9 protein-coding genes are annotated in these 12,925 nt (G+C 46.4%); 5 read left to right on the top strand and 4 right to left on the bottom strand.

Going from position 1 to position 12,925, the window contains the following annotated elements; translation table 11 throughout:
- Window positions 1-100: 100 nt before the first annotated feature.
- Window positions 101-586, bottom strand: coding sequence for a D-Ala-D-Ala carboxypeptidase family metallohydrolase (locus tag L6475_RS14480; RefSeq protein WP_237821270.1), 486 nt, complete (start codon window positions 584-586; stop codon window positions 101-103).
- A 246-nt stretch (window positions 587-832) separates the two neighbouring features.
- On the bottom strand, window positions 833-4,447 hold the full coding sequence (locus tag L6475_RS14475; protein ID WP_237821268.1) for an alpha-L-fucosidase: 3,615 nt from the start codon (window positions 4,445-4,447) through the stop codon (window positions 833-835).
- Window positions 4,448-5,297: 850 nt separating this feature from the next.
- Between L6475_RS14475 and L6475_RS14470 the strand changes: the two genes are divergently transcribed.
- Together L6475_RS14470 and L6475_RS14465 are read left to right on the top strand one after the other, a co-directional pair.
- The gene (locus tag L6475_RS14470) at window positions 5,298-6,131 is read left to right on the top strand and encodes a hypothetical protein (RefSeq protein WP_237821266.1); all 834 of its coding nucleotides are present in this window, start codon (window positions 5,298-5,300) and stop codon (window positions 6,129-6,131) included.
- A gap of 83 nt (window positions 6,132-6,214) precedes the next feature.
- On the top strand, window positions 6,215-6,679 hold the full coding sequence (locus tag L6475_RS14465; RefSeq protein ID WP_237821264.1) for a hypothetical protein: 465 nt from the start codon (window positions 6,215-6,217) through the stop codon (window positions 6,677-6,679).
- Window positions 6,680-6,823: 144 nt separating this feature from the next.
- Here L6475_RS14465 and L6475_RS14460 read toward each other — a convergent pair whose 3' ends face one another.
- Together L6475_RS14460 and L6475_RS14455 are read right to left on the bottom strand one after the other, a co-directional pair.
- Window positions 6,824-7,000, bottom strand: a complete 177-nt coding sequence (locus L6475_RS14460) for a hypothetical protein (protein WP_237821262.1) — start codon at window positions 6,998-7,000, stop codon at window positions 6,824-6,826.
- Between the two features lie 33 nt (window positions 7,001-7,033).
- The gene (locus L6475_RS14455; protein ID WP_237821260.1) at window positions 7,034-11,056 is read right to left on the bottom strand and encodes a hypothetical protein; all 4,023 of its coding nucleotides are present in this window, start codon (window positions 11,054-11,056) and stop codon (window positions 7,034-7,036) included.
- 565 nt (window positions 11,057-11,621) lie between these two features.
- Between L6475_RS14455 and L6475_RS14450 the strand changes: the two genes are divergently transcribed.
- From L6475_RS14450 to L6475_RS14440, 3 genes are all read left to right on the top strand, one after another.
- The gene (locus L6475_RS14450) at window positions 11,622-12,035 is read left to right on the top strand and encodes a hypothetical protein (protein WP_237821258.1); all 414 of its coding nucleotides are present in this window, start codon (window positions 11,622-11,624) and stop codon (window positions 12,033-12,035) included.
- Window positions 12,036-12,206: 171 nt separating this feature from the next.
- Entirely contained in the window at window positions 12,207-12,728 is a 522-nt protein-coding gene (locus L6475_RS14445; RefSeq protein ID WP_237821256.1) for an HU family DNA-binding protein, read from the top strand.
- Between the two features lie 63 nt (window positions 12,729-12,791).
- Window positions 12,792-12,887, top strand: coding sequence for a smalltalk protein (locus L6475_RS14440; protein WP_370641685.1), 96 nt, complete (start codon window positions 12,792-12,794; stop codon window positions 12,885-12,887).
- The last annotated feature ends 38 nt before the right edge of the window (window positions 12,888-12,925 follow it).

Below are 12,925 nucleotides of genomic sequence, written 5' to 3'. Positions count from 1 at the left end.
ATAACAGTTATAAATTAATAGAACTTCTATTATACGTCAATAGAAGTTCTATTGCAGCATAACGGAAGTTCTATTGCAGTACAGTAGAATAAAAAACCCATCATACATTGATGATGGGTTGAATTTTCCTACGGTTGGCGTGTCGCTCTGAATAGCTGACGTGTACCCAGACGATGCCCGTACGGTTCTGCCGCTCGATGAGCAGTTGATCAAACTCGAGGTTTTCCTTGATGAAGTTGAAATACTTCAGGGCTGTTTCCTCGTTGGGCGTGTAGATGTCGGCAGCTTCTCCGTAAAGGTGTTGTGAGTAGCTGACACCTCCCACTACATAGTTCAGGCATTCTGAACGGTAGCCGCTGTTGATGCGGATAGGTCCGAACTCTTGGCGCAGTGGTTCGAGCACCCGTTGGCAGAGAGTACGCAGTCGGGGAATAATTTCTTCCGGGTTGTCCAGTCGGTTTACCATTCCGATGCGTTCGCAAGTGTAGGAATAAAGCATCTCGCTGAGGTTGAAATGTTCGGTGAGTTGCTCATTGACATTGAATGTCGGGCAATAGGCGTTGCCCTCTTGTGTGTGTGTGTACATGGTAGTTATTGTTATTTAGTGTGTTACGTTCCATCCCCCTTCTGGCACGCTTCACCTCCGGGGCTGGTGGTTCGTTTTTCGGGTGCAAAGGTAAGTCATCGCAATCGGTTTTCCAATACTTCCATGTAGAAAAAATTTTGAATTAAACTGTTTTAACGAGTCCGTGGTTTAGTAGAAATTAAAAAATAAACCCCTCACGAAGGAGGGGTTATGATGACATAACTATGAACTATGAACTATGAACTATCAAAGTATTACTTTCCTCCTGTTTTTAATGTAAATGCCTTTGGTGGGGTTGGTGACACGTCGGCCGGAGAGGTCGGTGAGTTGAGAGGTGTGAGTTCTCGCCTTGCGAGCGACCAAAGGTCGAGCGGAGAGTTGAGAGTTGAGAGTTTGATCGGAGATGCCGGAGGTAGCTGGATTGCCAAGGTATTCGAGGGTGAAGTGGTCGAACTTGCAGTCAAAGCTCTGGTAGTTTTTCAGTTCCACACCAAAGGTGAGGGTGCCGTCGGCAGTCTCGGCAGTGACGGTGATGGTGTTGTTTTTCAGTTTGGTCATATCGGCCTTCTCACTGTTAATGAAGAGGTAGGCTCCCGGATGAATCACATTGGAACTGGTACGAACGCTGAGCCGATACTTGCCTATGGGGAGAGCCGTCAGCTGCTGACTGATGGTGCGGTCGGTCAGGTTGCCCGAGCTCTGCCATTTGTTGAAATAGCTGGTGCCCACCCTGGCCTCCAGGTAGTTGCCGTATTCTATTTCGAAGGCATTCTCCAGCGAGAGTGTCCATCCCACGGGCTGTTTGGCATGGAACTTATTATATCGGGTGCCATCGGCATTGTTGATGACGTAGGATATATCGATGGGGTTCTGTTCAGAAGCTTTGTCGATGTTCTCAACAGCACTCACGTATTTTCCGCGTTCTATGGCATAGATGTCGTAGTGGCCCTCGTTCTCGGCGGTGGCACTGCCGCTTATCTCGTTGGTACCGTCTAAGTGTCCCAGCAGAGCATTGCTCTTATGATTGGTAAAGGTCCAGTAGCCGGAGGGCAGGTCGTTTTTCACATAGGCGGGACTCACATAGGCGCGGTCGGTCCATCCGTCGCCGTTGTTCTCGGTGCGGAAGTTCCAGTCGTTGGGGGCATCGTTCGACTGCAGGCACACATTGGGATTGCCGGCACTGGTGATGATGAGCCATTTCAGGTTGTCGCCCTTCACGCCCGAGTTGTTGTCCTCGTTGAAAGCATCAAAGGTGAACAGGGCATTCTTGTTGCCTTCGGGATATACATCCTCCTCATACCACATGGTCTGATAACTGGCACCCTGCTTGTTGCCTGCCGACAGCACCAGACCGTTGTCGGTATCGTGGTCGTAGAGGGCAAAGAAATACTGGCTCACGTCGTCGGGCAGGGCCTCGATCTTGCTCCATCCCTTGTCCTCGCTGTGGCGTTCGCCCAGTTCTTTCAGCGTATAGAGGCACACCTGTTCGGCTCTGAACTCCTGTGTGGGCGAACCGTTCAGCATGTCGGCCTGAAAACCGATATATACTTCGGTTTCTTCGTCCAGCTGGAAGTAAAGACCCTGAATATTCTTGTCGCTGCTGCATTTGTTAAGGTTGTAGAAGGCGATGCTCTTTTGTGGAATCTCGGCGCTGTTGCTCAGTTCACGGCTCACAAACATATAGGCCTCTTCGTTCAGGTTGTGGGTCACATTGTAGGCGGCTCCGAAATAGTACTTGCCTGCAGGGAGAGTAATCTTGCGGTAGATACGCGCATGCTCCAGACTGCCGGAGGTGTTATTCTCACGGTCGTTCCACACGCCGATCATGAGCGACTCCTTTCCTGTGTATTTGTCGAGTCCCTGTTTGGTGCCGTCGTTGCCGTTGGGGATGTTGAAATTCTCCACCGTCCAGTATTTCGGGGCTCCGAAACGCTTGGTACCACCGGCCGAACGGGTAAAGTTTTCAGCCTCTATGAGTTGCTCTTTCGTGATGTTGTTGTCTATCACGCCCGTGAAGGCACCACCCTTGTTCACACTATTGTTCAGAAAGTTGCGGAATGCCGAGATGAGCTTCTCGCAGGCATCGTCATACTGCTGGTCGGTAGCCTCCTCGGGAGTTTCCTTAGCCTGCTGAATGGCCGTGCGCAACTGTTCGTATTTTGCCGGACTCAGTTTGCCGGTGTTATAGGCCTGCACCTGCGACTGCAGTTCGTTGAGGGTAGTCTCTACCTCGCTGATGGTTCCCTGCAGTTTCTCGTAGGCTGTGCGGTTGTCGGTAATAAAGGTAACCTTGAACACAGGGGCAATGACATTTGGCTTGGTGGTGGGGATGGTCACGGTGAGTCCTTTGATGGTATGACTGAACTCCACCTCGCCATAGCCTAACAGCGATACACTCTGTACCTTTCCGCTGTACGAGGGCTGGGCAATAGAGAATGCCTTGAAGGTGAAGGGTCCGGCGGCGGGCCAGTCCATGATGGTGGCATAAACGGCATCCTCTTTAGTGACATAGCGCACATCCTTCGATGAGTAGTTCTGTCCCTCGTTGAAACCCTGGTTGTTCATGGGGTTCACGGCCTCTGCCAATGGTCCTTCACCGAAGGTTTTCCACATACGGGTGCCGTAGATACTCTCGCTGTTGATGTCCATCCAGGCTTTGATGTCGGCTAGCACCTTTTTCTCCTTGTCGTCGATAGTGCCGTTGCCCTTCACGGGCACAGAGAGCAGCAGGTTGCCGTTTTTCGACACCACGTCGATGAGCATCCGCACCACGGTAGCTCCACTCTTATAGCTGTTGTTATTATACACATTCTGGTCGTAGTGCCACTGTCCTATACAGGTGCAGGTCTGCCAGTAGGCCTGTTGCGGACGGTCGGGCACACCGCGCTCCACGTCCCACATCATATATTCCTTCTGTGCATCGGTGAGCTGTTTGCCCGTCACCAGTACATCGGGCTTGCCATCGTGCTGGGCAGCACTGTGGTTGTAGTAGTGCTGGAGAATGTTCTTGCCTACCTGGTCGTCACAGCCATAGAAAGGCATGGCCGTGTCGTCGAAATAAATCATGTCGGGCTCGTAGTCGTTGATGAGCTCCAAAACGCGGTTCTGGAATTTTTTCTTATAGGCCTCAGAAGGCTGTGAGGCACCGTTGCCCCATTCCCACTGACTGTGAATGGTGCCGCTGTTTGCCCATCCGGTAGAGTGGGGGTGGTTCTGGGCGTACAGCTCCTGCGGATCCATTCCTTCCCACCATTTTCCGGTGCCGTCGGCCTTGGTCAGATTGCCGTCATAGTTCTGCGAGGGCTCCAGCCAGGTCCAGGCATGTGAGGCATGGATAGACACACCCAGTGGCAGTCCTTCAGCCTTGCAGGCATCGCTCCAGCCTTTGATGATATCCTTCTTCGGACCCACGTTTACGGTGTTCCACTCCTGATAGGGTGAGTTCCACATATCAAAATTATCATGATGATTGCCCAAGGCCATGAAATAGCGGGCACCCACACTCTTGTACAGGCTCACCAGTTCTTGCGGATCCCAACGGTCGGCCTTCCAGGCATTGCACAGGTCTTTCAGACCGAAGTTCTTCGGGTTGCCGAAATGGTTCACGTGGTAGTTGTATTGTCCGGTGCCCGAATAGTACATAAAACGGGCATACCAGTCGCCATCCTCGGCCTGACACTGAGGTCCCCAGTGGGCCCAGATGCCAAACTTAGCATCCTTGAACCATTCAGGACATTCCCAGTTGGATGCACTCTCATAAGAGTTGTCAAACGGACCTTGCTCAATGGCCATATCAGCCAGCTGGGCACTCATAGAAGTAGCTGCCAGTAGCAGCATTGAAACAGTAAAAATTTTCTTCATTGTTGAATTGCAGTAATATCGTATTTGGTGCAAAAATAACGACATTTTCTGTATGATATCCTGAATATAGTGCTTTTTAATAGTATAAAATCGATATTTTCCTCTTTACTTAACTTTCGCAAGCTCCGCTTGCCTTGAAGATAAAGGGAGACAGAAGGAGATAAATGACAATAGTTTTTCTGCAGAATCACCACAGATGGAGTAATGTCCTCTATCTTCTGCTGCTGAAAAGCGGCTATCTACCTCTATCTTCCTATATCTTCGTAACATGCGAAACTTGAAATAGTTATCGGTTATGCACAAAAATAGGCGAATAGCACTTCACAGTGGTATCGCCTCATGGAAATTTAATTTAAACTACTGACTAATAATAATCACTTTAATAGTTTTTGAACATTACTATCTAACAGTCTTTTTACCGTTGTCAATGTATATGTCATTCGTTCATACGAACCCTCAGACATCTTTAAGAGATCTGCAGGTCGCTGATGCCATTCATCTACCGACGGATAGGATTATTTAAATCCAAAGATTATTAATATTCATAGTGAAAAATTAATGTTAAGATTTTAATAAGTAATAATATATATTGATAGTTTTTGCTTTCGGTAAGCTAAAGTTTAATCGGTGCTACAAAAATAAGTGTAATTTTGATACATTATACGGATTATATCGATAAATAATGGGATTATATCGATAAATTGTAACAAATGCAACAATAAAGGTTCGAAAATGATAAGTATCGACCGGATAAAGGTCCCTTTAAATGCAAACATTGTATTATCTTTGCAAAACCAAAAACCATTAACATCAGCAAAAGTGGTATTATTACCATTCATATCTTCAATAAATGGATAAAGAAACTTTTGAGAATCATCACCCGTTTGCAGAGAGTCATCACCCGTTTGCAGAGAATCATCACCCCTTTGCAGAGAATCATCGCCCCTTTGCAGGCGACAAGAAAGAGTCGATGCAGCGGCGTTGTGCAGATTACGACTATACCGAGTCCAGCATGTATATGATTACTTTGACCATTGAGGGGCGCCGTCCCCTGTTTGGTCAGGTGGTAGGGCGTTCAGATGCTTCTGGAGTTCATAGTTCAGAATGCATAGATTATAGTTCAGAATGCATAGATCATAGTTCAGAGTGCATAGATCATAGTTCAGAGTGCATAGATCATAGTTCAGAATGCATAGATCATAGTTCAGAATGCATAGATCATAGTTCAGAATGCATAGATCATAGTTCAGAATGCATAGTTCATAGTGACGAGCCGCGGTTGGAGCCGTCGGAGTTGGGGCGTTTGGTGATGGAGGAGTGGTATGGTATTCCCTCTTACTATCCTCAGATTAAGGTGATTGCCCTTCAGTTGATGCCCGACCACCTGCATGGCATTCTATGGGTGAGGGAGAAGCTGCCCTGTCATCTTAGTAAGGTGATAGCCGGCTTTAAAACCGGATGCAACCGCCACTATAAGCGCCTGTATGGCAACGGGGCGTTCCCCATCCAAGACAGCCGCCCAGTACAGTACGTTGCGACTCAGTCGCAACAAACAGGACCAGCCCCACAACAGCCAGCGGAGGCCTCACAAACTACAAAGGCCCCACAACAGCCAGCAGCCCCACAACAGCCGGTAGCCCCACAGCCAGCAGCCCCTCGGCGCAGGGCCTCCTTTTTTCTATAGGGTACAACGACAAGATACTTTTTCGGAGGGGGCAGTTGCAGCGGTGGCTGGACTACCTGCACGACAACCCGCGACGACTGTTGATGCGACGCGAGCACCCGCAGTACCTGAGGGTGCAGCGCAATGTGGTGGCTGCTGGGATTACCTTTTCGGCTATCGGCAATGTGCAGTTGCTGAAACATCCGGAACTGAAACAGGTGCAGTTGTCAAGGCGCCTCACTGAACAGGAGGTGGAACGGGTGGTGCAGAGTTTTCTTGCTGCTGCCAGGAACGGAGCGGTACTGGTGTCACCGAAGATATCGAGTGGCGAGAAGGCGGTGCTCAATGCTGCCTTTGCGGAAGGCCTGCCCCTGATTGTGCTGCAGGAGAATGGCTTTACCGATCTGGACAAACCGAAAGGGGCCAAGTTGATGGAGGCCTGTGCTGAGGGGCGCCTGCTGCTGTTGGCACCCTGGGCGCACCATAACGAACGTACCACCATCACCCGACAGCAATGTCTGGCTTTGAACAATATGGCTCGGAAGCTATGTGAAGTGGGGGAATCGTAAAGCAGACTTGAAAAACTGTGAAGTAGAGGAATCGTGAAGCAGACTGGAAAACCTATGAAGAGGGGAAATACACAAAAAATAAGGCGGCCCCACTATCTCAGTGGAGCCGCCTCAATTAACAATTTACTAATAATATTTTAATAACTAAAAATTATCGTCGTCCCAAAGATTATTACGGCTGTCGGCATTACCGCCGCTGAAATCTTCATTGCTTACGTTCAAATTGTCAGCACCATCTACTCCAAGAATAGAATTACTACTCAGCAAAGGTTCCATTTCAGGATCCTCATAGCTGAAATTTGGTTTAATATACTTCTTCATAATCTTTTTTTTAGTATCGACTAATATGTTGTATTATTTTACTACAACCTTCTTGCCGTTCTTGATGTAGAGGCCCTTGGCAGTCTTCTCTACCTTGCGGCCCTGGAGGTCATAAACCTGACCCTGCTGTTCGTTGCTCATCTTCACCAGTTCGCTGATGCCAGTTACCTCGCCATCGATGAACAAAGTGAGTGCACGAGCTTCAGCTGCCTGATCAACCTGGAAGTAAGCGCGATAAGGATTGATGGTAGCAGCATTTTCACCAACAGGATAGATGGTGTTATCGCTCAGCACGTAGTTCTTCTCGGCATTGGTGATATCCTTCTTGGTGTAAGAACCAATGAAGTGAACTTCGTTTGCAGTAGCAGAAGGATTATTATTGATAGCCTCTACATATACATCGGTCAGAGCAATCTCGCTTACATCAGCATTTGAACGCATCAGGAATGGCACGTTAGCAGTGCTGTTGCTTGCAGATACGAAACTGAGTTGTCCTGTTGAAGCAGCATAATTATCGAGAACAGCAATCTTGTCAACACCGCTTACAGCGAATGGATATACAGCAGTAGCCCACTTATTAGTAGCCAGGTTGCGAGCAATCTTCACTGCGGGATAGTTGCCAGGAGCATAAGTGGGAACATCACCGTCAGCGAATACAATTTCAGAAGCAGACTTGAGTTCCATATCAGCCCATGCTATCTGCTGCTGTCCGCTTTCTACCTTTTTGAGTGTAAGTACATAATCGCCGGCAGTAGTAGAAGTGAAGTAGCCAGTGTAGTCATACCAGTTGGCAGCATCGCTATGTCCGTTGTTAGTAGCAGGACAGAAGCCAGGAGCCAAAGCGATAGGATTACCATTAGGATCGGTCAGTATGATGTTTGTTGTAGGTTGGTTGCCCCATCCGCAATACTTAAATGTGAGCTTGTAAATCTTACCAGCCTTCAGAGGCAGTGTATAACCAGTGGTCTCACCATAAGAAGCATTATACTTCAGAAGCATAGCCTTTTTGGTAGAAGAAGCTGAAAGTCCAGCATTTTCAGTTCCTTCAGAACCACCCATGATACGTGAGCCGTCATTCAGTTTGCTCCAACCATAAGGATAGTCTTTACCATCAACAGTCTCGTAGGTAGAAAGGTCTCCAAAGGCAATGGCGTTCACCTCTTCAGCGTTAGCAGTCCAAACAGCGTTGTTCAGTTCATCGGTAACAGCATTTACAGATTCCTTGATATTTGTTTCGGCAGGATTGATAGCCTGAGCAGCAGCAAGTGCAGCCAATGCATCGATATTGTTGTAAGGAGCAAATTCGTCCTTTTCGAAACCGAGAACCTTTGCTTCAGCAGTAGTGATAGCATTGTTCAGTGCTGTGTAGTCTTCATTGTCGGCAACCTTTGTACCCAGATAGGTAACTTTCAGGTTTTTCCAAGAAATCCAGTTGAAGCCTGCGTCGCTGTAAGCAATACCAATGTTGAGGGCATCCTTAATCTGCAGCTTGACGCTAACGTTCTTATAGACGCCCTTCATATTGTTAAATACGAAGCTGGTACCATCGAGCAGATCAACAGAAGTACCGTTAACAGTGAATACGGCAGAAGTAGCACTGGGCTCTTCACCGCTCTCTGAGTAGATACGTACCAGAGCAGACACTTCGTAGAAACCATCCTGAATGCCTCTGATAGAATGATAAGCAAGACTATTGTCGGCCAAAGTGTTTCCTTTAGCAATCCAGTTCTGCAGGAATGGAGTTACCATACCAGTGTTGTCGGCCTCAGTACTCCAGTCGTTGTAGGTAGGTGTTGGTTTCCAGTTGGCAGCAGTAGCCTCGTCGGAAAGAACAACCGAGTTGGCACCAGCAATGAGATCGTTCATGGCAGCGCCACGCTCAAAGGCAGCAAACTCTTCTGTTGCAATAGCAATGTCGGCCTGCAAATTAGTGATGATAGCATCCAGATTTGTGCTTTCTACAGTAGCAGCATTGGCAGCTGAAATATGGTCAGCAAATGTAGCGTAAGTTTCAGATGAAATCTTATTCTCATAGCCAGTCAGGGTAGTAAGCAAAGAATTAATCTGGTTCAGTTTGATCTGGTTGGGGTGTACATCACCTTTCAGCAATGGTGATGCTATACTTACCCAGTTATGACTTGCATTGGTAGATGAGCTAAAGCTGATGGTTACAGGTGTATTGTTTTCTGTCACTTCAAAAGAGATGAAGCGATACTCCCAACCGTAACCTACGCCGCCTTTAGCGTATGTGCCGTCCTGATAGCTACCAGTACCGTTGGTCATAATACCACGGCCATCAGCACCCTTGTTGGTTAGTGATACAGTGATAGCATCATTGTTGCCAACCTTTACGCTCATAGTCGATGTTACATCAACAGAAGCACGAGCAGTGATACTCATCACATATTTTCCGGCAGGCAAGATCGCTGTCTCAGAAGCAGCGTGGCTCCAAGAGTTCTTGCCCCATTCTGCACCGCTCTGCTCATAATAGCGCTGACCAGTCAGTCCGTTCCAGTGCTCATTGGCAGTCATTGTAACATAGTCGGTAGAAGCCCACTTTGTCATATCCTGATTGAGCAGGGTAGAGTAGTCGTATTTATAGTTATTAGCAAATACAGAATAGTCGTTTTCGTAAACACCATAGATGGCATTGGTCAATGTATTGATGGTAGCAGCACAATCGTCAACTTCAGCGTTGTCATAAACGCTCTGTGCAGCGCTGACTGCATCTGTGTAAAGAGTTGCACTGGCAGTAAATGCAGGCTTGTAAATGGTGTTGTTGTTTGCATTAGCAATAGCTGTAGCGAGTGCCAGATAACTTGCAATAGAAGTATTGGCAGCGTTGATGGCATCGTTCAGCGCATTGAAGTTAGCAATGGTCTTGTTGGCATCGAAAGTGCTGATAGCAGAGGTCAGAGTGCTCTTGATAGCACTACCCATCTTGCTGTCTTTGATACTGTTAGCAGTAGTAAGGATAGTGGTGGCATCATCATCAGAAACCTCATCGTTGTAGAATGTGTATGAGATACCATTGAACAGGAACCAGCAGGTTCCCCAGTAAGCCTCGGAAGAAGCGTCCAAGTTCAGATTACCATCATCACCTACATAAACGAAGCCTTCAGTTGTGTAGCCGCCATTATTTACGATGTTTACAAATTCGCCAGTGCTGTTAGGATTAGAGTCAGAAACTCGGTCTTCAGCCCAAGCCTTGAAACGAATGATATTTCCGTTTGCAATCAGATAAGTGTCGCTAACAGGATAGCCGGCATTTGCCATGGTGGTACAAACGGCATTAGAACCCATACGCTTCATGCCTCGTGCAGATATCTTATAGATACCTTTCTTCAATCCAGAAATGGTACGGGTATAGTGGCCATTACAAACTTGATACATTTCAGAGCCATAATTACCCCAGTTTATATATTGTTCTTTTCGAGATGTATGATTTGTTGCTGTCCATTTTTCCTTAGTGGGTACTCCGTCATTTGTTGTAGTAGAAGCCCAGTTATTGGCATCGCTCACTACTTCACTCAGGGTCTTGCCATCAGGAATAACAATACCTTTAGCAGCAGCAACGGCACTCTCCTGATCTGATGCCTTAGCAGCAAGAATGTCATCGTACTGTGCCTGAGTGAGGAATTGCCATGCACTGGATGTTGATGAGAGGGTTATATCACCGGCAGTAGCAGGACAAGTGATATAGTTGCTTCCATTCTGCAGAGTAAAACCATCTGTAGCATTACCGGCAGGAGTGAAATCAATGGGACTGCCATTATCGGTATAAGCGTTGCTGCCAAAACCAGAAGTAATTCCAGCAACAGTAAGGTCATACATGCGAAGCGTGTATTTACCATCATTCAAGGCTACTTTCCAAGGCAGACCAACGGGTCTTGCCACTGCCTGTGTACCCCAGTTGTTACCGCGGGTCAGGAACAGGCCGCTGGATTGATTGTACAGGTAGTAAACACCATTATTTTCTGGTGTTTCCTGCGCACTCACATAATTTCCCCCCATGAACAGGGTGAGAAAAGACAATAAAAGTTTAATTTTACGCATAAATAGTTAGTATTAATGTTTTGATAAAAAGTATTTAATGGTAATCGTCTTAACGTGGCAAAAATAATGAGTAATCTTTTAAAAAAAGATGCGGATTAATTCACCAAATAACAGTACACAATATCGAGAAAGAGGAGCATTGGTGTACACTTCTCTCTCGATAAGTAAAGTTAGCATAATGTTTTGACTTCTCCATGTTAGTAAGTTTCTATTTCTTTACCGGTATGTAGTTCTTATATATTTTGTTCGTCTTGAAAGTATTTTGTAGTTGTTAGTGTGTGCCATCAATGATAATCAGACTATCGTCAATCTATAAACCACATGATACCAATGAAGGTATGAATTGATTGATTTATGTCAATTCAATTGCAAATATAGAGATTAATTGTATTAGTTACAACTATTATCCCTGATAGTTAACAGAAATTAAATATAAAATTTGCAATTTAAACTATTTTAATAGAATAATTGAAAAATATAATTAAAGAAATGAGTAACTTTGTAGGCGAAAAGAGATGGGTGGATAACACCTTATTATATTATATAGTATCACAAAAACCAAACCATGCAAAAGTACACAGTACCTACTGTAGCCGCTGCCAATGAACGAATGGAGCGGTTGCGCATTGCCAAAGAGAAACTGACCCTGGAAGTGGAACAGATTATGAATCACAGTGAGGAAGAACAACTGACGTGGACTGCCACCAAGACCGATCTGATGGAGGCATTGTACTATGCCTACAACCAGATGACCATCATTGATGAGTATGGGGTTCCGCTCACTTTCAGATGTATCGTGGAACGCTGTTGCAGAGTGCTTCACACTAAAGTGCCCAACAACCCTTATGGAATGGCAGAGAAAGGACAGAACAGAAAAGGAGTGAAAAGTGTGAACTTCATGAAGCGCTACCTCAGAATGAGTGAACGCGAAACAATGGAAAACACACTGTGGAGTAACATTTCAAAGTCTCTATCCTAATGTCTATCCGCATGTCTATCCATATAGGCTATTGCGGAAAAGAAAAATCATCGTACCTTTGCAATGTCCAAACGGCCGAGGGACTTGTTGAACGCCAAACAAGGGCGCGAGACACCATGAGAAACAATTAACATTATTAATTTAACAATTTAAAAAACACACAAAAAAATTATGACAGTATTTGTAAAGAAAGTTCAAAACAACATCCGTAGCAACGAAAAGAGTTTCGGAAAGTATTACGGTCGAGTAGCCATCCTGAGCGAAGTAGGCATCGAAGAGTTGGCCGACATCATTCAAGAGAACTCTACGCTGAAGCGTGCCGACATCCTGGCTGTGCTCTCTGAAATGGGACCTGCCATCAAGCGTCAATTGCAGAAATCGTTCAAGGTGCGCATTCCTTATCTGGGCGTCTTTAAGATGTCAATGAAGAGTGAGGGCGTTGAGAATATCGAGGACTACGATGTGCGTAAGCACGTGAAGGCGCTCAAGGTTCAGTTCATTCCTGAGACCACCGTTGATCAGGGCCACCGCGTCAAGGAACTCGTCCGCGGCTCCAAGCTTGCCATCCTGCCTAAGAACCTGTTCAGCGAAGTGATCAGTGACGATGATGAGAATGGTCAAGGAAAAGGTGGGGTAGAGGTAACTCCTGAGAGTCAGGGCGGCAACGATGGCCTCGTAGTGGAACAGCCCTAAACGGGAACAACCTCACAAAAACTTAAATAAAGAATTGATACCATGGAAAATACAAATAGAAAAATGTGGAGCATTGTGATAAAAGTGGTGATAGCCATTGCCTCGGCCCTGTTGGGAGCACTGGGAGGTGCTGAGGCCACCACAATGTTCATGAGCTAAGTAATTATGGTTGCTGAAGTTTCTTATCTTCTTATATA

Origin of the sequence: Prevotella sp. E9-3, assembly GCF_022024015.1 — a bacterium.
Lineage (GTDB): Bacteria > Bacteroidota > Bacteroidia > Bacteroidales > Bacteroidaceae > Prevotella.
The sequence above is the reverse complement of the archived record's forward strand: the minus strand, read 5'-3'. Positions and strand labels throughout refer to the sequence as shown.